Source organism: Gordonia otitidis NBRC 100426 (assembly GCF_000248075.1).
Classification (GTDB): Bacteria; Actinomycetota; Actinomycetes; order Mycobacteriales; family Mycobacteriaceae; genus Gordonia; species Gordonia otitidis.
The window spans coordinates 23290-43130 of record NZ_BAFB01000005.1; the positions used below are offsets into that span (position 1 = coordinate 23290).

Here is a 19841-nt window from a genome sequence, read left to right on the forward strand (position 1 = left end):
GTCCCTCCAGATGTCGTGCTCATCGATCACGATTGACTGTGTGGGGACATGGTCACACCGATCGTGTGCGGCGAACTGTGCGGAATTCAGACACCCGACGGACGGGACGAGGTCACAGCTCGATCGCCAGTGATCGGATCCTGGCGTACAACGTGCTCCTGCTGATGCCGAGCTGCTTTGCTGCGTGAACCTTGTTGCCATCGCAGTCGGCAAGGGCATCGATGATCCCTTGACGTTCGACGCGTTCGTGCAAGGTCAGCCGAGCCGGACGGCCGGACACGCGTAGGTGTCGCGGGAGATCGGTCAGTTCGATCAGATTCTCGTGCCCGCAGGACGCGGCATGCTCGACCGCGCGCTCGACGACACGGTCGAGTTCGGTGTAGTTCGCGGGCCAGCTGTGCGCGACCAATGCGTCGAGGGCAGCCGCGTGTAGCCGCGCGCCTGCCGGCGAATGCTGCCGCAGAAAGTGGTTGCTCGCCGCGGCGATGTGTTTCGGTCGGTGTCTGATCGGTGCGAGGTCTACCCGGTCGGTGCACAGCGCGCACAGTGCGGCCACCGATGCAGAGGAGTCGGCGGCCGGACCCGTGACCACCACCACCGGTTGCTTTCGCTGTGCGATCACGTGGCGCAGCGTCGTCGCGTCGCCGTCGGTCAGCGCATCCGCGTTGTCGACGACCAGTACCGAACCCGAGGCCCGCGCCGCGCCGGTCGCGCCGAGGATGTCCGGACGTGAACCTGCCGCGAGACACCCTGAGGCGTCGATGATCTCAGCTCGTGCCCCGTTGATTGCGAGTCGTGCATAGCTCGATCGCCCCGTGCCCGGTGCGCCCGTGACGGCCAACGACCTGTCCGCGGACACGACGAACGACGGGACGTCGAAGACGCAGGAATTCCCACGATGATACGACGATCGTCGAGGCGGGTGGATTCGATCGTCGGAGGGGACCAGTGCGAAAACCATTCCGCGACAAGCCGGAACCCGTTCGCCATGCAGTTCGACGGTCCTGCCGGAACTGAGTGTCACCGTCGGCGGCATCGCCAGAGACGACGCCGCGATGGAGCGAAGCACCGCGATATCGGTGGGGTCGGTCTGATCGACCGCCGCGTTGTTCAGCAACTGCACGTCATCGCCGAGGGCCACGACCGCGATCTGACGTCGGGTGGCGATCCTGTGATAGGTGTCCACGAGTTGCTGATGGGCCGAGCGGGAGTGCTCGAGTAGTCCTGCTCGGATCTCCGACGCGATGCGTTGCACGAACGGGCGGAACAGTGGGTGGGCTTCCACACCGACCGACGTCATGCAGAGGACACATTCGAGCCGATTGGTCACCGGGTGCAGGATCGGGAAGCCGTAGCAGCTCAGGTGTTTGTAGACGTCGAGGAAGTGCTCGTCGCCGTTGACCTCGATCGGTTGCCGGGTCTCGGTCGGGGTGCCGAGTGCGGTGGTGCCCACCGCATCTTCTGGCATGTAGGAACCGTGAACCGCGCCAAGTCGGTCGAGGTTCCTCTCCACGGCGGTACCCCCGAACACCCTCGAGATCAGGCGTGACTCCCTGTCGGTGAGAAGCAGCGCAACGTCGGTATCGGCGAGTTGGTCGGCCGCCACCTCCAGGATGGGGCGGGAAATGCGCAGGAGCTGTGCGCAATTGGACACATCTTCGTCCACCGCGACTTCGGGCACGGCATCGGGCATCAGTCCGTTCAACGCCGATCGATGCCACGAGGTGTCGATTTCGGGCCGAGTGGCTGTGCTCAATGCCGCACTCATGGTGATCCTTCGTGTCGTGGTGCCGCACGGCTACGGCCTGCGGAGTGGTCGGCTCATTCCAGGGCCGTGAGATCGGTCCAATGCTGTTGTGCGCGTGTGTGCCACTGGCGGTGCTTCCGATGGAACAACTCGACGGCCTGCGTCCCCGGCCAAGCATGGTCGAGGAGTTCGGCAGGCAGGTTCGGGTCCAGGAATGGGAAGCGTCGCCATTCGCCCACGAGCTTGATCTGCGACGTGAACGCCGCGGATCGCGTGGTGGCCTCCATCGTCGAGAACGTCTCGATGAAGCCTCGGTATGCGTCCTCCACGTCGCCGAGCGCCCAGGCGTCGGAAATGAGCTTCTGCGGCGAACCGATCGCGGTGAGCGGTCCGACCCACGCGAACGCGCGATCGTCGAGTCCCAGTTCGTCGACCACGCGCCGTACCTCGGATTCGTGTCCGGCATCCGGTGTTATCCAGAGACCGGGGCTCGGTGAGCCCAGGCCGACCCAGGTGAGCTGGGCACGAAGTCGGTGACGGAGCCGCCGCTGAGTCTCGGGGATCGCCAGTGACAGGATCAGCCAGCGCCCGTCCCAAGAACGCGTGTCGGTCAGGAACGAGTAGATGCGCTCGGTACCCTCGGCGAGCAGACGCTTGCCGGGGTCGGTGATCACCCACTGCACCCGGCGGCCGAGACGGGTCGAGTCGAGCAGCCCCTCGTTGGCCGACCGCGCGATCGCTTGGCGAGCGGTCTTCTCCTCGACGCCGAGTTCGCCGAGGGCCACGGTGAGGGTCGAGGTCCAGACCGGCTCGTCGCGCGGGTAGACGAACTCACCCAGAACGGTCAGCAGCAGGGCTCGGGCGCTGCTTGCAGACACCTGGCGGCGGCGAGACCCCGCTGCCGCGAGCGTCTCGGGTAGGTCCGCAGTGGCAGCTGACGTCATCGCTTCATTTCGCTTCCGCACATTCGAATTCGGCACGGTCATCAAACTTACTGACCGGCGGCTGAGAACCTGCTCTCGATTCTGTGACACTACATCTACGTGCCGTCCAATTTATGTCGAATCTCGAAGTGGTCGACGGTCGGCCGGCCACACGTTCTCGTCGCACCCGTGCTCTCAGGGCCGGTGTGCGGACGCGGTGGGGATCGCCGCATGCGCCAACGTGCGATTCCGGTACTCCTTCGGGCTCTCACCGAATTCCTTACGGAACATCTGGCTGAAATGCGAGGCATTGAGAAGTCCGTTGCGGGCGGCGATCTCTCCGACCGTCCTGCCGACGAGCAGCGGATCGATCAGATCGCGTCGACACTGCTCCATACGATGATGGCGTATCCATCGCGCGACGGTCATGTCGTCGTTCTCGAACACGCGGTGGAGGTAGCGAACCGACACGAAGTGCGCCGCGGCGATCGATTCCACCGAGAGGTCCGGATCGAAGAGATGGTCTTCGATATAGGCCTTCACCCGCGTCAGGAGGGTGCGTTGGGCCGCTTCGGACGCCGGGAGGTCGGGGTCGAGTCTGCAGCTGTAGACGGTGGCGAGGAGGTCGAGGAACGTCGAGGCGACGCGGTTGGCCGCCAATCCGCCGTATGCATCCGGGGTGCGGGAGAGTTGACCGAGCATCGACCGCACGAGCGTCGCCGTGCCCTCCGACCCCGACACGGGCGTCGACGTCACCCGGGCGACCTCGTCAGGGCGCAGTTCGAACAGGGAGCGGTCGAACATGGCCACGATCGTGCTGTGCTGGGCGTGCCATTCGACGTCGAATGTCCTGGTGCAGTCGTAGATGGTGAATTCTCCCGGCTGGATCTCCACGTCACGTCCATCCTGGCGGAATCGGCACGACCCACGGATCTGCAGCGCGACGAGATAGTGATCGTTGTCGTCCGACGCCGCCTGCTTGGGGGTGCGGATCACGAGTTCGGGATCGGCATCGGCACGCGTCACCTGCAGCGGCCCGATGTATCCGGTCCGCAGCCCCCAGGCGAAGCGCGACGACTCCGACGCATTCACCTCCAGCGGGAAAAAGGTGGTGTTCACCGCGTGCTTCCACGCATCGAGCTGTTCGCGGGGGGCTATCTGGATTCCCGATTCGGTCGCACGTACCGCAGCTTCCGGTACGCCGCCGGATGAGCGGGTCTCGTGATCGGTCGTCAGTGTGCTCGTCATCGTGTGCCTCGATGGTGGGTGCCTCGCTACGCCGGCGGACACCGCTGGGCTGGTTCAGACATGTCCCCGGCACGTCGCCGACAGTGCGGCAGTGTGATGCACGTTACACGTAGCGCGGTTGCCGATTGTCACCTGTGTGCCAGACGACTGTCGAAAACGTGCACGCTCTGCTCCGTACGCGGGCGTCAGGCCATGTGGGGGCCAAGGGGACGTCGCACGTGTGCACGGAAGTGACAGCGCCCGGGCGCATCGTCGACAACATCGACGTGATCGCCGCACTTCAATGGGACGTGCTCCACATCACACCTGAGGGTCTCTGGGTGGAGCAACCACGTTCCGTACGGGGCGTCCATCAGTCCCCAGCATCTTCCCCAGCATCTTCGAGGAGCCGTCATGGCCACACTGCGGTCAGAACTCGCCATCGCCAAGCCCGCCGACGTCGTCTGGAGCGTCGTCGTCGACGATCCCATCGAGAGCTGGTTTCCGTTGATCGCCTCGTCGGCTGTCGAGGGAACCAGCCGGACCATCGTCCTCCAGGACGGAACGAAGGTGGAGGAGCGGATCGTCACCCGCGATTCGACGCTGCGGCGATTCCAGTATCAGATCGTCGGTGGTGACCTTCCGGTCGAGAGTCACCTGGGCACTGTCGATGTCATCGAAACGAGTCCGACGTCGAGCCTGGTCGTCTACAGCACCGAGATCGCTCCCGACGCGATCGGCGACGTGATGGGCCCCGCGATCGCTGAATCGTTGTCGGGCATCCGCGACCGTCTCGAGTGAATCCAGCCGCGACGTGATCATGCGTCGTACCCGGGTTCGCTTTCCCTCCGCCGGACACTTCACTCACGAGAGGACTCATCCCCATGACCACATCGACATCCATCGACCCCCGCATCGAGTACGGCACCGACATCGACCTGTTCAGCCGGGCGTCGCTGATGGATCCCTACGCCGACTACAAGGCGCTGCAGGACATCGGAGAGATCGCGTATCTCCGCCGATACGACATGTGGGCGGTGACCCGCTACGACGGGGTCAAGCGCGTTCTCGGCGCTCCGGAGATCTTCAAATCCGGCGACGGTATCGGCATGAACGACACGCTCAACACCGCATGGGCCCCATTCGCGCCGTGTCTCGACGGACAAGACCACGCACCACTACGTCGGGTGATGATGCAGACCATCGGCCCCAAGGCCGCGTCGCAGTACACGGGCACGATCGAAGCCGCGGCCGGGCGTCTGGTCGACGAAGTGGTGGAAAAGGGTGAATTCGACGCCGTCACGGAGTTCGCGCAGATCCTCCCGACCCGGGTCATCCTCGACCTGATCGGTCTGGATCCCGACCCCGCGCTGCGAATCGACCTGCTGCACTGGGCAACTGACTCCTACAACTGCTGCGGACCCGACGGTTCGTTCGACGACACCCTGCCGAGTATGCAGAAGCTCTACGGGTACGTGCTGGAGAACATGGGCGAAGAGGGATTCCGGCCCGGCAGCATCGGTGCGCAGACCTGGGAAGCCGCGCACAAGGGGATGATCACGCCGGAGCAGGCGTTCGGGATCCTCGGCGGGTACGCCACAGCGGGCCTCGACACCACCGCCAGCGCCATCGGCAGTCTGATGATGCTGTTCTCACAGCATCCTGATCAGTGGGAGTTGGTGCGTGACGACCCGTCGTTGATTCCCTCGGCAGTTCTGGAAGGTGTGCGCGTCGAATCACCTGCGCAATGGTTCACCCGGGTCACCACCGCTGACGTCGATTTCGGTGATGTCACCGTCGATGCCGGCACGCGGATGTATCACTCCTACGGTGCCGCGAACAGGGACCCGCGCAAGTATCCGGACCCCGAGCGCTTCGACGTACGACGGAACCCTGCCGACAGCCTGGCCTTCGGATTCGGCGTACACACCTGCATGGGCAAGTCGTTGTCGAATCTCGAGATCTTCTCGCTGATGAGTGAACTCGTGCGCAAGGTGGATCGGATAGAGCCGACCGGTGAGCCGGTCCGGCACGTCAACAACCTCATCCGCAGCCTCGAATCGCAGCCGGTGCGTGTTCATCCGCGCTGAGTCGTACGGGTGTGGTCGGTGACGAGAGCAACCGACCACACCGTGCCGGCACTCGCACCGCCGTGCGCGGCGACAGCTCGTGATCAGCCCATGGCCCAACGGCCCACAGCTTCAGAGGAGCGCAATGCCCAAGATCATCTACCGGTCATCCGACGGCACCGAGGACTACGTCGACGCATCCGTCGGGAGTTCTGTCATGCAGGCTGCGATCTCGGCCGGGATCGACGGGATCGTCGCCGAATGCGGCGGTAACGCGATGTGCGCTACGTGTCATGTCTTCGTCGATGCCGAGAGCCCCGCGGACTTTCCCGAGATGGCTGCAGACGAGGACGAGATGCTCGACTGCGCGGTGACCGAACGCGAGCCCAACAGTCGGCTGTCGTGCCAACTCTTCGTCACCGCAGACCACGACGGTCTCGTGGTGGACCTGCCAGCGGCCCAGTGATGGACGCGGACGCGGGTGTCGTCGTCGTCGGCGGGGGACAGGCGGGGTTCCAAACCGCGGTGTCGTTGCGGCAGAACGGGTTCGCCGGACCTGTCACCATCGTCGAGGCGGGCACGGCGAGACCGTATCAGCGACCGCCGTTGTCGAAGGCCTATCTGGATCTCACCAACGAGGCCGACGACGCGGTGCTCGAGTTCCGGCCCGACAGCTTCTACGAGCGTCACGGCGTGCAGGTGCGCGTCGGCACCCGGGTCTCGTCGATCGACCGTCGGGCAGGCGCCGTCCGCCTCGACTCCGCCGAGGTCCTTCGCTACGGCCATCTGGTGCTTGCTCTCGGTGCCCGTCCGAGACAACTGTCGCTGCCCGCGATCGATGTGGCCGGAGTTCACGTACTGCACGACCTCGACGACGCGCGCGCGTTGCGGACCGCGCTCGGTGCGGCCACCACGGTGGTCGTGATCGGCGGGGGCTTCATCGGGCTGGAGGTCGCCGCGGCAGCCAGAAGGTCGGGTTGTGCGGTGACCGTCGTCGAGGCCGCCCCTCGCGTCATGGGGCGTGTCGTATCGCGTGAGCTGTCCGAGTTCGTCGCCAGCGCTCATCGATCGAAGGGCGCAGTGGTGCGCGTCGGCAGCGGCGTCGCCCGACTCCACGACTCGAACGGGCGGGTGGCAGGGGTGGAGCTGACCTCCGGTGAGGTGTTGCCCGCCGACCTGGTGGTGATAGGTGTGGGCGTCGAACCGGTCACCGATGTCGCCGAGAGCGCTGGACTGGCTGTCCGGAACGGAATCCTGGTCGACGAGACCTTGCTTACGGTCGATCCGAGGATCAGTGCGATCGGGGATTGCGCGGCGTATCCCAGCGTGCACGCGCCAGGAATGGTCCGCCTCGAATCGGTCCAGAACGCGACCGATCAGGCGCGCTGTGTTGCCGCGCGAATCGCAGGCGGCTCCGTCGACCGGTACGCGGCGCTTCCCTGGTTCTGGACGCATCAGTTCGACCTGAACGTCCAGATCGCCGGCCTCGGCGGGGAACAGGACGACACGGTGACCGTCGGTGATGTCGCGGGGGAGAAGTTCTCCGTCCTCAGATTCCGCGCGGGCCGGCTGGCTTGCGTCGAGTCGGTGAACTCGCCCGCAGATCACATGGCGGCACGAAAGATACTGGCGGACAACGTGTTCCTCGGTCCGGCCGAGGCCGGACGGCGGGGATTCACGCTGAAGGAGTTCGCTCGCGGCGCGTCGGCCGCCAACGCATAGTGCTACTTATGGCTTGCGATCCGACAAATATCAGTAGTGTGAGGGCATGATCGGTGACCGCCTACTGGTGGATTCGCACGTCCACGCACCTCTCCTCGACAGCCTGGCTCCCGCATGGTTGGAGTGGGCGGACGAGTTCTCCGGGAGACATCCGTGGCGTCGCGGGTATGACACGTCCGGACAGCCGGATCCCTGTGCGCTCGACGCGCTCTTCGACGAGGAGGGTGTCGACCACGCGCTTCTGTTCTGCGAGTACAGCCCCAAGGCGACCGGCATTCAACGCATCGACGATGTGGTTCCGCTCGTCGAAGCGTATCCGCACAGGTTCTCGCTGGTCGCCAATCTGAATCCGCATCTGCACTTTCCGCTGGTCGACGAACTGATGCGGCAGGTGGACCTCGGGGCGGTCGCGCTCAAACTCCACCCTGTGCACGGCGGATTCGATCCGGGTGATCGTGACCTGTATCCGGTGTACGCACGGTGCGCCGACCTCGGTCTGCCGGTGATATTGCATTCGGGTACCTCGACCTTTCCCGGGTCGCGGACGAGCATGGGCAACCCGGAGTTGCTGCTCGATCCCGTCGACTACTTCCGAGAGGTCCAGTTCGTCTTCGCGCACGGTGGTCGTGGATGGTGGTACGACGTCGCGGCATTCATGGCGCAGGCGAAGCCGAATGTCTGGGTGGATCTCGCCGGCCTCCCTCCCCGGAAACTGCCCGAATACTATGCCCGATTCGACCTCGACCGGCTTGCCCGCAAGATGATCTTCGGAACCGACTGGCCCGGGGTGCCGGGGATTCGACGCAACGCCGAAGCCCTTGCCGGGCTTGGTCTCTCGTCCGCGGCTCTCGATGGCGTCCTCGGCGGTAATGCGCTGCGGGTATTCACACGGATCGCAGGCAAGGTGGAGGTTCCGGCGTGAGTATGCCGAGTGCGCTCGTCATCGGCGGCGGTGGTGGAATCGGATCCGCGGTGTGTCGTCGGCTGGCCACCACGCACGCGGTCGCGGTCGGATACCGACGCAACGCCGGGCGTGCGGCCTCGGTGGTCGACGCGATCGCCGCAGAGGGAGGCGCGGCGGTCGCCGTCGGTGCCGACGTGGCCACGGACGAGGGTGCCGCACACGCGGTGGCTGCCGCTGCAGAACTCGGCGAGCTCCGCGCCGTGGTGCACTGTGCCGGCGCCTGGGACTACACCAGAATCGACGGGTTGACCGCGGACATCGTCGAACGCGATTTCGCGGTGAATCTGAAGTCGGTGTTGTTGACGCTGTCGGCGTGCGGACGCGAGGTCGCGGACGACGGGCGGGTGGTTGTGCTCTCGAGCGCCGCGGCGTATCTCGCGCCGGCGAGGCAGTCGTCGTATGCCGCGATGAAAGCCGGTGTGGAGGCGGCCACGCGCGTCGCAGCAAAAGAACTCGGCCGCAGGGGGGTTGCTGTCAACGTCGTGCGCCCCGGCGCGACCGACACCGACCGGTTGCGTGAATCGACCGCCGATGCGGCCATCGAGGCGATGGCATCGGCAAATGCTTTCCGGCGATTGGGAACCGCGGACGACGTCGCTCGCGTCGTCGAGTGGCTCGTCGGTCCCGACTCGGGTTGGGTGACCGGTTCTGTCATCGACGCCAACGGCGGCTTGTTCTGAGCGAGACATCTGATGGCGTGCGGGCCCTGCTCGACCGTCTCGGATCGTGCACGAATTCGACAACTTTTATTCTACAAACGCATAGACGCGACGCGCGAAAATTGTAGAGTTTGTCGAGACAGCCCGACTCACGAGAGGACCCGCCGTGACTGTGGAAGACCGCACGGGTGCCGCCCCGGCACCCACCGGACCGCTCAGCCCGATCGACTACTCCGAACGCATCCCGAACAACGTCAACCTCGCAGAGGACCGTCGACTGCAACGTGCGTTGGAACGCTGGCAGCCCAAGTTCCTCGAGTGGTGGACGACGCTCGGCCCCGCTCTGCCGACGAAAGACGTGTATCTGCGCACGGCGATCGCAGTCGGTCGTGACGGCTGGGCACACTTCGACCACGTGCCGATGGAGCAGTACCGCTGGGGCATCTTCCTGGCCGAGCGCAATCCGGACCGGATCATCCCGTTCGGCAAACACAAGGGCCAGCCGGCGTGGCAGGAGGTGCCCGGCGAGTATCGCGCTGAGTTGATGCGGCTCATCACCGTCCAGGGCGACACCGAACCCGCCTCCGTCGAGCAGCAGCGAGTGCTCGGCAACACCGCGCCGAGCATCTACGATCTCCGAAATCTCTTCCAGGTCAACGTCGAAGAGGGCCGACATCTGTGGGCCATGGTCTATCTGCTGCAGGCATACTTCGGCCGCGAGGGCCGCGACGAAGCCGAACAGTTGCTCAAACGCAATTCCGGTGATCTCGACTCCCCGCGCATTCTCGGAGCATTCAACGAGGAGACCACCGACTGGCTGCAGTTCTTCATGTTCACCTACTTCACCGACCGCGACGGCAAGTACCAGCTGGGCACCCTCAAGGAGTCGGCCTTCGACCCGCTGGCACGCACCTGTGAGTTCATGTTGAAGGAGGAAGCGCACCACATGTTCGTCGGGACCACGGGCGTTCAGCGCACCGTGGAACGTACCGCCGAACTCATGGTGGAGCACAACGTGTCCGGGTCCGACGACGACATCCTGTTCGAGCATGGCGGGATCCCGCTGTCGGTGATCCAGAAGTACCTCAACTTCCAGTTCTCGGTGTCCATGGATCTGTTCGGTTCCGAACAGTCCACGAACGCCGCGGCCTACTTCACGGGCGGTCTCAAAGGCCGTTGGCAGGAGACCCGACGCAAGGACGACCACGTGCTGACCGATGCGACCTATCCGATGCGCTCGGTGCGCGACGGGCAGATCGTCGAAGAGCAGGTGCCCTACCTGACCGCGCTCAACCTCGACCTGCGAGACGAGTACGTCGCCGACTGTGAGAACGGCGTGCGACGGTGGAACCAGGCCCTCGAGGACGCCGGTCTCGAGGAGCGGCTGTACCTGCCGCACGAAGGATTCCATCGCAAGGTCGGCACTTACGCCGAGCACTTCATCTCACCCGACGGCCGGGTCATCTCCCAACAGGAGTGGGACGACAACGTCGCCGACTGGCTGCCGCTGGAGAAGGATCGCTCGCGGGTCGCCGCTCTGATGATCCCGCACTACGAGTACGGCGAGTTCGCCGGCTGGATCGCACCGCCGAGTACCGGAATCAACGACCAGCCCGTCGAATTCGACTACGTGCACCTCCGTGAGGAGGCACTGCTCTGAATCGCGTCCGATGCCGTCGCCCATACCGCCTTGTTCGTCCACCAGCACAGCCCGAAGGTGAATTCCGATGACTGCTACCACTGCCTCGCCGGTTGACACGACGTCGCCGGACGCGTCGAGCCCCGATCGGCCGGCGACCCCTCCACGGGTCGACTTCGACACCGAACCCGCCCGATACCGACACTGGACACTCGACATCGACGGCCCCGTGGCCAGCTTGATCCTGTCGGTCGACCCGACGGGCGGGCTGGTCGGGGGCTACGAACTGAAGATGAACTCGTACGATCTCGGCGTCGACATCGAACTCTATGATGCCGTGCAGCGCTTACGATTCGAGCATCCCGAGGTGAAGGCGGTGGTCATCACCAGCGGACTCGACCGGATGTTCTGTGCAGGTGCCAACATCAAGATGCTCGCAGCATCGCCCCATGCGTGGAAGGTGAACTTCTGCAAGTTCACCAACGAGACGCGCAACGGTATCGAAGACGCCACTGCCAACTCGGGCCAAACCTATATCGCGGCGGTGAACGGAACTTCCGCGGGCGGCGGATACGAGCTCGCGGCCGCATGCGAGGAGATCGTGCTCGTCGACGACGGGTCGTCGGCGGTGTCGCTGCCCGAGGTACCTCTCCTCGGTGTGCTTCCCGGCACCGGGGGCCTGACCCGCGTGGTGGACAAACGCCATGTACGCAAGGACCGTGCGGACGTGTTCGCCACCCGTGCGGAGGGCGTTCGAGGTGCGACGGCCGTGCAGTGGGGGCTCGTGGACGAGACGGTTGCCCGATCCGAGTTCGACGCAGCCGTCACCCGACGAGCCACTGCGGCGGTCGAGGCGTCGACGCGACCATCGGATGCGGTCGGTGTCGTGCTCACGCCGCTCGATCGTCGCGAGAGCGACGATCAAATCGAATACACCTATGTCACAGCCGAACTCGACCGTGCCGCACGACGTGTAGACATCACGATCAACGTCGCCGACAACGATCCGCCCGCCGACGCGGCGGGCGTCGCCGCACAGGGTGTCGACTACTTCCCGCTGGCGCTCGCGCGCGAACTCGACGACGTGATCCTGCGTCTGCGAACCAACGAGAACGACCTGGGCACCTGGGTGTTCAGAGTGGTCGGCGACACCGAGGCGGCCCGTGCGTATGACCAGCAGCTCGAGGATCTCGCCTCCGACTGGCTCGTCAACGAGATCCGCCACTACCTGAAGCGAACGTTCAAGCGACTCGACGTGACCAGCCGCAGCCTGATCAGCGTGATCGAACCCGGTAGCGCCTTCGTCGGATTCCTTGCCGAGATCGCCTACGCGAGCGATCGCCAGTACATGCTCGAAGGCGTATACGAGGATGTCGATCCCGACGCCGAACCGGCGGTGATCGTCCTGACACAGTCGAACTTCGGCAGCTATCCGATGGGCAACGGTCTGACCCGACTGGCCTCGAGGTTCTATGGTCACGACGACGAATACGATGCGGTCGTCCGCGCGACCGGCATTCCATTGGATGCACCGACCGCCGACGAACTCGGGCTGGTGACCTTCGCGCTCGACGACATCGACTTCGCCGACGAATTGAGGATCGTCCTCGAGGAACGTGCCTCGCTGTCGCCGGACGCACTCACCGGGATGGAGGCCAATCACCGGTTCGTCGGACCGGAAACCGTGGAGACCAAGATCTTCGGGCGACTGACCGCGTGGCAGAACTGGATCTTCATACGGCCCAACGCCGCCGGCGCGGAGGGGGCGTTACGCCGCTACGGAACCGGTCAGCGTGCCGAGTTCGACACCGGGAGGGTCTAGCACGATGACGTCCACAGCCCCGGCGAGCTTCAACGCAGCCGACTATCTCGTACACGCCCGCGTGGCCGAAGGCCTCGGTGACAAGACCGCGCTGATCGGCACCCGCTCGGTGACGTACGCAGAACTCTCCGATGAGGTCTCCAGGGTTGCCGCGGGTCTGCGACACCTCGGCCTGCACTCCGACGACCGCGTTCTGCTGGTGATGAGCGACGACGTCGAGATGGCCGTCACCATCCTGGCGGCCTTCCATGCCGGACTCGTCGCCGTGCCGGTCTCGACGATGCTGAACGCAGAAGAACTCTGCAAGCTCGTCGTCGACTCGGGTGCGAGGGCGGTGATCGCGAGCGCCGAATTCGTCGACACCGCGACGCAAGCCGTCGCCGGTGCCGCCGAGGTCGACCACTTCGTCGTCACCGGTGCGCCCCCGCCGTCACCGCACTCGGACGTGACCACTCATTCCTGGGATGACCTGGCGCGCAGCCCGATCGGCGTCGCCGCGACCAACCCGGACTCGTGGGCGTTGTGGTTGTACACCTCCGGCACGACCGGCACGCCCAAGGCGGCGATGCACCGCCACGAGAACATCAAGTGGGTGTACGAGACCTACGGTCGGCAGACACTCGGGATCCGGGCCGACGACACCTGTTTCTCGGTGGCCAAGCTGTTCTTCGCCTACGGGATAGGGAACAGTCTGTTCTTCCCTCTCGCCGCGGGCGCGACGTCGCTGCTGATGCCGCTGCGACCGACCGTCGAATCCGTAGCCGATCGATTGGCGCAGGGGAAGCCCACACTGTTCTTCGGCGTGCCGACGTTTTATGCGACGCTGCTGAACTCGACACTTCCCGACGATGCATTCGCCTCGGTGCGGTGGGGAGTCTCAGCTGGTGAGGCATTGCCGCCGACCCTGATGGCGAAGTTCCACGATCGTTTCGGCATCGACATCCTCGACGGCATCGGTTCGACCGAAGCGTTGCACATCTTCCTGTCGAACAGCCCGACTGACATCAAGCCGGGAACAACCGGAAAGCCGGTTCCCGGTTACGAATTGGAGATACGTGACGGCGACGGGGCCCTCGTCCCGATCGGAACCCCGGGCCGGCTCTACGTGCGCGGGGAGTCCATCGCACTCGGTTACTGGCACCGCACCGAGGCGACGCGCAGCGTGTTCGAGGGCTCGTGGCTGTCGACGGGTGACACTTACCTGCAGGACGACGAGGGCTACTTCCAGTGTCTCGGTAGGTCGAACGATCTGCTGAAGGCGGGCGGTATCTGGGTGTCGCCCTCGGAGGTCGAATCACGACTCCTGGCCCACCCGGCCGTCGCGGAAGCCGCGGTCGTCGGTCTGCCGGACGAGGCAGGACTGGACAAGCCGATCGCGGCGGTCGTCCTGACCGACGATGCGCCGTCGACGTTGACAGCGGCTGAGCTGATCGATTGGTGCAGAGAAGGTCTGGCGTCGTTCAAGCGTCCGCGCGACGTCGTCTTCGTCGAGGATCTACCCAAGACGGCGACCGGGAAGCTGCAGCGGTTCCGGGTCCGCCAGCAGATGCTGCCGACCGCGACGACGACGGGGGTGTGACAGGAATGATTTCTGCGAACCCGCGCACTCGCGTGGATCTCGTGATCGTCGGAGCCGGACCCGTGGGTCTCTACGGCGCCTACTACGCAGGCGCGCGGGGACTGAGCACCATCGTCGTGGACTCGCTCTCCCAGATCGGGGGACAGATCACCGCCATGTACCCGGAGAAGCTCATCTTCGACGTCGCCGGTTTCCCTGCGATCAAGGGCCGCGACCTCGTTGCCGGTCTCCAGGCGCAGGCAGCCGGACATGACGTGGAGTATCTACTCGGTCGGGAGGTGCAGGGCTGCGTGACCCACGCCGACGGTCGGCACACGATCACCACCTCGGTGGGGGAGGAGATCGACTGTGGCGCTGTCGTCGTGACCGGTGGCATCGGCACCTTCACACCGCGCAAACTGCCTGCGGGAGAAGATTTTCTCGGCCGAGGTCTGGAGTACTTCGTGCCCGACGCCGAGCCGTACCGCGGTGCCGACGTCGTCATCGTGGGCGGTGGCGACTCCGCGCTCGACTGGGCATCGATGCTCGAACCGATCGCGGGTTCGGTCACCCTCGTGCACCGGCGCAGCGCATTTCGCGCGCATCAGGCAACGGTCGATCAGGTGATGGCGTCGAGCGTCGAGATCGTCACCGACGCGGAGGTCACCGCACTGACCGGCGACACCGAGTTGCGTGCCGCGCACATCACCCACAAGGCCGATGGCGCCGGACGCGAGGTCCGCTGTCAGCGCGTAGTCGCAGCCCTGGGTTTCCTGGCGAATCTCGGTCCGCTACGTGACTGGGAACTCGAACTGCACGACAACCGCCACATCGTCGTCGACTCGGCGATGCGTACAGCACGCCCGGGCATCTACGCGGCAGGCGACATCACCGACTACCCGGGAAAGGTCCGGCTGATCTCCGTGGGATTCGGCGAAGTCGCCACCGCGGTCAACAACGCAGCGGTTCATCTCGACCCCGATGCGCAACTGTTCCCAGGACATTCGACCGACGCCCAGCCCGCGCCGGTCACCGCTTGAGGAGGCGTCATGCCCTATGTGATCGCAAGTCCGTGCATCGACGTGATGGACAAATCCTGCACCGAGGAATGTCCGGTCGACTGCATCTACGAGGGCGAGCGCAAGCTCTACATCAACCCGAAGGAGTGCATCGATTGCGGGGCCTGTGAGCCGGTGTGCCCGGTGGAGGCGATCAGTCAGGACCGTCGGGTCGCGCCGGAGGACGAGGAGTTCGTCGAGGACGGCCGACGGTTCTTCACCGAGCTGCTGCCCGGTCGGTCCGAGCCCGTGGGTGCGCCGGGCGGTTCTCACAAGACCGGACCGATCGGCGTCGACACCCCGATGGTGGCGGACAAATGAGCATCACAACAGACCGCGCGGACAAGGGACTCGGCCGACCTGTCGAAGAACTCTCCGACGCCGAACTCGAGTTACAGGGCAAGCAGTCCCACGACACCCGCAACTGGGTGTTCCTCCACGGCACCGCCGAACAGTTCGCGAACCACACCCGGCGGATGCTCGCGCTCGAACAGGAGTATCTGCGTCGTCATCCCAAACGGACCTGGCAGGGACACGATCCGGTTCCACCCGACCGGGCGACCGGCGACCCGGTGACCGCGCTACTCGCAGCAGTCGACGCTGCCGGCGGCCGGGTGCACAAACTCGAACTGCACCAGATCGCTCGCGAATGCCAGGTGCCGCGCGAGGTGCTCGCCTCGCTGTACGGCGAGCGCGGCTATCTCGACGCCGACCGGGCCGACCGAGTGCTCACACCCGCCGGTCGGGAGGTGGCGCGCGGCAATCGCGATGCGGGACAGGGCGGCTCCGGGCCGCACAGTGTCCCCGACCTCACCTGGGTCTACGATCCGCAGCCACGATGGGACGCTGATCGCGAACGCATCGTCGGCTATGCGCCCGACGGCGTGTTCGATATCGCCCCGACGACGGGAGATACAGCACTCACGGGACAGTGGTGGCGCGCCGAGGACGACAACGGCGTCGTCGGGTACGGGTGGATGGACAGCGCGTGGGGCGACGCCGAGATATTGCTCGCGGTGGAGCCACACCGGCAGGCCCATGGCATCGGTGGATTCATCCTCGACCATCTCGAGAGTGAGGCTGCGGCACGTGGAGTGAACTACGTGTACAACACCGTGCGCGGTGATCGTGGTCATCGGGCGAAGGTCAGTGCCTGGCTCATCGGTCGCGGTTACGTCGCCGACGAGGCGGGGGAGACCTTGCGAAAAAGGGTCGGTGGCCGGGTCATCCGAGATCCGGATCACCCGCTCTATGCTCCCGTCTTCGACGACGCCGTCGACCGGGGCCCCGGCGCGGAGGAAGAAGGCGGATACGTCGACCCGGAGTTTCAACGCTACTGACGTTCCACCGCAGTCGAGCACCTGACTACCGTGGTTTGCATGCGCGTGGCGACCTGGAACGTGAACTCTGTCAAGCAACGCATCCCGAGACTGCTGCCGTGGCTCGACGAACGTTCACCCGACGTCGTCTGCCTGCAGGAGACCAAACTCTCCGACGACGTCTTCGACACGGTCCTCGGCCCCGAATTCGCCGAGCGCGGTTATGAATTCGCGCACGTCGGGCAGGGACAGTGGAACGGCGTGGCGATCCTGTCGAAGGTGGGACTCGACGACGTCGTCGACAACTTCGACGGCGCGCCCGGCTTTCCCGACCCGACGACTGACCCGGAGGCGCGCGCCGTGTCCGCCGTCTGCGGTGGTGTGCGTATCTACTCGCTCTACGTACCCAACGGGCGTGAGCCCGACTCCGATCACTACAACTACAAGCTCGCGTGGCTGGAGCGGTTGCGCGAGGTCGTCGCTGCGGGAACCGGCGTCGATGCCCCGTCGAACACCATGCTGTGCGGCGACATGAACATCGCGCCGGCCAACGCCGACGTCTACGACCCCGCCGCGTTCGCCGGACACACCCACGTGACCGTCGCCGAGCGGTCGGCGCTCGAGGACATCGAGGGACTCGGCCTGCACGACGTGGTCCGGGATCGATGGCCCGACGACCGCGTCTTCAGCTACTGGGACTATCGGGCGGGCATGTTCCACAAGGACCTCGGCATGCGGATCGATCTGATACTCGCCGGTGCCGACGTCGCCGGACGGGTGAAGGCCGCATGGGTCGATCGCGCGGCGCGCAAGGGGACCAAACCCAGCGATCACGCGCCGGTCGTCGTCGACCTCGACACAGCTCCCGACGGCGACATCGGACCGATGGTGCCTCCTCCGTCGAACCCCGCGCGTCGTGGCGCGACAGCACGGCTGCCGCAGGCCAAGTAGGGACCGGTAGTCCGTCGACGCCACCGTGCGATTCCGGTTGCCCAGAGGTGCGGAAACCGCACTCCTGGGCAACCGCAACGTGAGGGTCATCCCCGGGCGGGTGAGGGTTACACCGCATTGCTGCGGCCGGGACGTGACAGCATCAGGCCATGACCTCACAGGTCCCGCCCGCCCGAACCCCGCCCGTCCGAACCCCGCGCGCCGAATGGCGCGGAATCCTCACGCGACGTCGAGGCGGGCCGCTCGCACCGGACCGTGCGGCATCTCGGCTGTCGGCGTACGTCTACGGGAACATCATGGTGCTCGCCGCCCTGGTGACGGCGTCGGCGCATGCGGTCGAGAACGGTGAGGCCGTCTGGTTGGTCCTCGGGACCGGGCTGACGACCTACATCGCGCACGTCTTCGCCGACCTCGTCGCCGGGAGCAGCATTCCCGAGGCGCACGGTCACAGTGGGTCGTCGGCGCAGGATGGCGGCGCGCACGACGAAGGACACCCCGGGAGTGAGCATCCGCCCGCGGACGACGGTGCGCGGGCCCATGTGCGCCACGAACTCCGTGATGCGACGCCCATCATCTCGTCGGCGATCCTTCCCGCGATCGCGTTGGCCCTCGGCTGGGCCGATGTGCTGCCAACGGCATGGGCGCACGGGCTGGCGGGGGCGGTCGTCGTGCTACGTATCGCGAGCGTGCCGATCGTCGTCGAGCGTGTACGCGGAAACCGGGTGAGCATGAGAGTGATCGTGGCGGGCGTTGCCACCGCAGGGCTCGCCGCGGTGGTCGTGCTGCTCAAGGTTCTGCTCGCTCACTGATTCGGCGGTCACGCATGGCCACGCATCGAGATCAGGCCGTCGACCAGGCACGACGTCGGGAACACGACGGCGCGCTCCGCCGTTGACAACCCGTACGCGACACCACGTGTTCACCCGGCGGTGAGCTGCGAGTAGGACAGTGGATCCGTTTTTTGACCTGTGGAAATCGGGTCGGTAGAGTGGATCGTCGGTGCCCGGCTGCCCGGGCGACGTCCGCATGCCCTCGCCGGGATACCGGTGGTGATCGGATCGGGTTCATTCTCTCGCAGAGAACGTCCCGACACGTCCCAGGCGCGCCGGACCACACCAAGCGAGTCCGCTGTCGGGTGTTTGACACGCCCGACCTCGGGGTAGCAATAACTGTACTGACCAGCACAGAAGTGCCGGTGGGGCGAGTTGTGGAAGCAACCAGAATCGGAACTTCGGCTCTGTGTGTTTGCCCGGAGCACAAACCACGACACGACGACAACGAGGAAAGAAACTCACCAGTGCCAACGATTAACCAACTGGTCCGCAAGGGCCGTCACGACAAGGCCGCCAAGAAGAAGACGGCAGCCCTCAAGGGGAGCCCGCAGCGTCGCGGCGTGTGCACCCGCGTCTACACCACCACCCCGAAGAAGCCGAACTCCGCGCTCCGTAAGGTCGCCCGTGTGCGCCTGACGAGCTCCGTCGAGGTCACCGCTTACATCCCGGGTGAGGGTCACAACCTGCAGGAGCACTCGATGGTGCTCGTCCGCGGCGGTCGCGTGAAGGACCTCCCCGGTGTTCGCTACCGAATCATCCGCGGCTCGCTCGACACCCAGGGTGTCAAGGACCGCAAGCAGGCTCGCAGCCGCTACGGCGCCAAGAAGGGAAGCTGATAAGCGATGCCACGTAAAGGACCCGCACCCAAGCGTCCCCTCGTCAACGACCCGGTCTACGGCTCGACGCTGGTCACCCAGCTCGTGAACAAGATCCTGCTCGACGGCAAGAAGTCGACCGCCGAGCGCATCGTGTACCAGGCCCTCGAACAGGCGCGTGAGAACACCGGTACCGATCCGGTCATCACGCTCAAGCGCGCGCTCGACAACGTGAAGCCGACCCTCGAGGTCAAGAGCCGTCGCGTCGGTGGCGCCACCTACCAGGTGCCCGTCGAGGTCAAGCCGAACCGCGCCAACACGCTCGCGCTGCGCTGGCTGGTGACCTTCAGCCGTCAGCGTCGTGAGAAGACCATGGTCGAACGTCTGGCCAACGAGCTGCTCGATGCCTCCAACGGCCTCGGCGCGTCGGTCAAGCGTCGCGAGGACACCCACAAGATGGCTGAGGCCAACCGGGCGTTCGCGCACTACCGCTGGTGATTTCGTCCGGGTCGGTGGCTCCGTTTCGGACCACCGG

At 65.4% G+C, this 19841-nt stretch carries 19 protein-coding genes; 16 read left to right on the top strand and 3 right to left on the bottom strand.

All coding sequences use genetic code 11. From position 1 onward, the window contains the following. Positions 1-112: 112 nt before the first annotated feature. From GOOTI_RS00655 to GOOTI_RS00665, 3 genes are all read right to left on the bottom strand, one after another. Complete coding sequence (locus tag GOOTI_RS00655; protein ID WP_007236619.1) at positions 113-1768, bottom strand: sigma-54-dependent Fis family transcriptional regulator; 1656 nt, start codon at positions 1766-1768, stop codon at positions 113-115. A 53-nt stretch (positions 1769-1821) separates the two neighbouring features. After that, positions 1822-2691, bottom strand: coding sequence for a PaaX family transcriptional regulator (locus GOOTI_RS00660; protein ID WP_051997821.1), 870 nt, complete (start codon positions 2689-2691; stop codon positions 1822-1824). A 174-nt stretch (positions 2692-2865) separates the two neighbouring features. Beyond that, entirely contained in the window at positions 2866-3918 is a 1053-nt protein-coding gene (locus tag GOOTI_RS00665) for an AraC-like ligand-binding domain-containing protein (protein ID WP_007236621.1), read from the bottom strand. Between the two features lie 393 nt (positions 3919-4311). On the opposite strand from GOOTI_RS00665, the gene GOOTI_RS00670 reads away from it, so the two are divergent. The 16 genes from GOOTI_RS00670 to rpsG all read left to right on the top strand — a co-directional run bounded on the left by GOOTI_RS00670 (position 4312) and on the right by rpsG (position 19804). Further along, the gene (locus tag GOOTI_RS00670; protein ID WP_007236622.1) at positions 4312-4698 is read left to right on the top strand and encodes an SRPBCC family protein; all 387 of its coding nucleotides are present in this window, start codon (positions 4312-4314) and stop codon (positions 4696-4698) included. Between the two features lie 83 nt (positions 4699-4781). Next, positions 4782-5987, top strand: a complete 1206-nt coding sequence (locus tag GOOTI_RS00675) for a cytochrome P450 (protein WP_007236623.1) — start codon at positions 4782-4784, stop codon at positions 5985-5987. 124 nt (positions 5988-6111) lie between these two features. Next, on the top strand, positions 6112-6432 hold the full coding sequence (locus GOOTI_RS00680) for a 2Fe-2S iron-sulfur cluster-binding protein (RefSeq protein ID WP_007236624.1): 321 nt from the start codon (positions 6112-6114) through the stop codon (positions 6430-6432). Next, positions 6432-7688 (top strand): NAD(P)/FAD-dependent oxidoreductase, encoded by a 1257-nt coding sequence (locus GOOTI_RS00685; protein WP_007236625.1) that lies wholly within the window; start codon positions 6432-6434, stop codon positions 7686-7688. The genes GOOTI_RS00680 and GOOTI_RS00685 overlap by 1 nt, the downstream gene beginning before the upstream one ends. Before the next feature lie 46 nt (positions 7689-7734). Next, positions 7735-8610, top strand: a complete 876-nt coding sequence (locus GOOTI_RS00690) for an amidohydrolase family protein (protein ID WP_007236626.1) — start codon at positions 7735-7737, stop codon at positions 8608-8610. 2 nt (positions 8611-8612) lie between these two features. After that, positions 8613-9332 (top strand): SDR family NAD(P)-dependent oxidoreductase, encoded by a 720-nt coding sequence (locus GOOTI_RS00695; protein WP_039993008.1) that lies wholly within the window; start codon positions 8613-8615, stop codon positions 9330-9332. Between the two features lie 145 nt (positions 9333-9477). Beyond that, positions 9478-10971 carry a benzoyl-CoA 2,3-epoxidase subunit BoxB gene (boxB, locus tag GOOTI_RS00700; protein ID WP_007236628.1) on the top strand — a complete coding sequence of 498 codons (1494 nt, stop codon included), beginning with the start codon at positions 9478-9480 and terminating at the stop codon, positions 10969-10971. A gap of 67 nt (positions 10972-11038) precedes the next feature. Then, a complete protein-coding gene (gene boxC, locus GOOTI_RS00705; protein WP_007236629.1) occupies positions 11039-12772 on the top strand; it encodes a 2,3-epoxybenzoyl-CoA dihydrolase in 1734 nt (577 codons plus the stop codon). A 4-nt stretch (positions 12773-12776) separates the two neighbouring features. Further along, positions 12777-14351 (top strand): benzoate-CoA ligase family protein, encoded by a 1575-nt coding sequence (locus GOOTI_RS00710; protein WP_007236630.1) that lies wholly within the window; start codon positions 12777-12779, stop codon positions 14349-14351. A 5-nt stretch (positions 14352-14356) separates the two neighbouring features. Beyond that, on the top strand, positions 14357-15370 hold the full coding sequence (locus GOOTI_RS00715; RefSeq protein ID WP_007236631.1) for an NAD(P)/FAD-dependent oxidoreductase: 1014 nt from the start codon (positions 14357-14359) through the stop codon (positions 15368-15370). Positions 15371-15379: 9 nt separating this feature from the next. Then, positions 15380-15709: a ferredoxin gene (gene fdxA / locus GOOTI_RS00720; protein WP_007236632.1), complete on the top strand. Its 330-nt coding sequence runs from the start codon at positions 15380-15382 to the stop codon at positions 15707-15709. After that, positions 15706-16728, top strand: coding sequence for a DUF6158 family protein (locus tag GOOTI_RS25935; protein ID WP_007236633.1), 1023 nt, complete (start codon positions 15706-15708; stop codon positions 16726-16728). Before fdxA ends, GOOTI_RS25935 begins: the two co-directional genes overlap by 4 nt. 39 nt (positions 16729-16767) lie before the next feature. After that, positions 16768-17658: an exodeoxyribonuclease III gene (locus GOOTI_RS00730; RefSeq protein ID WP_007236634.1), complete on the top strand. Its 891-nt coding sequence runs from the start codon at positions 16768-16770 to the stop codon at positions 17656-17658. Positions 17659-17807: 149 nt separating this feature from the next. Beyond that, on the top strand, positions 17808-18467 hold the full coding sequence (locus GOOTI_RS00735) for a hypothetical protein (protein ID WP_007236635.1): 660 nt from the start codon (positions 17808-17810) through the stop codon (positions 18465-18467). 488 nt (positions 18468-18955) lie between these two features. Continuing rightward, positions 18956-19327, top strand: coding sequence for a 30S ribosomal protein S12 (gene rpsL / locus GOOTI_RS00740; protein ID WP_039993009.1), 372 nt, complete (start codon positions 18956-18958; stop codon positions 19325-19327). A gap of 6 nt (positions 19328-19333) precedes the next feature. Continuing rightward, complete coding sequence (gene rpsG, locus GOOTI_RS00745) at positions 19334-19804, top strand: 30S ribosomal protein S7 (RefSeq protein WP_007236637.1); 471 nt, start codon at positions 19334-19336, stop codon at positions 19802-19804. Positions 19805-19841 lie beyond the last annotated feature (37 nt).

Coding starts and splice junctions, on each gene's coding strand:
- GOOTI_RS00735 (WP_007236635.1), top strand. CDS start 17,808: ATGACCTCACAGGTCCCGCCCGCCCGAACCCCGCCCGTCCGAACCCCG.
- GOOTI_RS00655 (WP_007236619.1), bottom strand. CDS start 1,768: ATGAGTGCGGCATTGAGCACAGCCACTCGGCCCGAAATCGACACCTCG.
- GOOTI_RS00690 (WP_007236626.1), top strand. CDS start 7,735: ATGATCGGTGACCGCCTACTGGTGGATTCGCACGTCCACGCACCTCTC.
- fdxA (WP_007236632.1), top strand. CDS start 15,380: ATGCCCTATGTGATCGCAAGTCCGTGCATCGACGTGATGGACAAATCC.
- boxC (WP_007236629.1), top strand. CDS start 11,039: ATGACTGCTACCACTGCCTCGCCGGTTGACACGACGTCGCCGGACGCG.
- rpsG (WP_007236637.1), top strand. CDS start 19,334: ATGCCACGTAAAGGACCCGCACCCAAGCGTCCCCTCGTCAACGACCCG.
- GOOTI_RS00675 (WP_007236623.1), top strand. CDS start 4,782: ATGACCACATCGACATCCATCGACCCCCGCATCGAGTACGGCACCGAC.
- GOOTI_RS00710 (WP_007236630.1), top strand. CDS start 12,777: ATGACGTCCACAGCCCCGGCGAGCTTCAACGCAGCCGACTATCTCGTA.
- GOOTI_RS00660 (WP_051997821.1), bottom strand. CDS start 2,691: ATGACGTCAGCTGCCACTGCGGACCTACCCGAGACGCTCGCGGCAGCG.
- GOOTI_RS25935 (WP_007236633.1), top strand. CDS start 15,706: ATGAGCATCACAACAGACCGCGCGGACAAGGGACTCGGCCGACCTGTC.
- GOOTI_RS00680 (WP_007236624.1), top strand. CDS start 6,112: ATGCCCAAGATCATCTACCGGTCATCCGACGGCACCGAGGACTACGTC.
- GOOTI_RS00670 (WP_007236622.1), top strand. CDS start 4,312: ATGGCCACACTGCGGTCAGAACTCGCCATCGCCAAGCCCGCCGACGTC.
- GOOTI_RS00715 (WP_007236631.1), top strand. CDS start 14,357: ATGATTTCTGCGAACCCGCGCACTCGCGTGGATCTCGTGATCGTCGGA.
- GOOTI_RS00695 (WP_039993008.1), top strand. CDS start 8,613: ATGCCGAGTGCGCTCGTCATCGGCGGCGGTGGTGGAATCGGATCCGCG.
- GOOTI_RS00685 (WP_007236625.1), top strand. CDS start 6,432: ATGGACGCGGACGCGGGTGTCGTCGTCGTCGGCGGGGGACAGGCGGGG.
- GOOTI_RS00730 (WP_007236634.1), top strand. CDS start 16,768: ATGCGCGTGGCGACCTGGAACGTGAACTCTGTCAAGCAACGCATCCCG.
- GOOTI_RS00665 (WP_007236621.1), bottom strand. CDS start 3,918: ATGACGAGCACACTGACGACCGATCACGAGACCCGCTCATCCGGCGGC.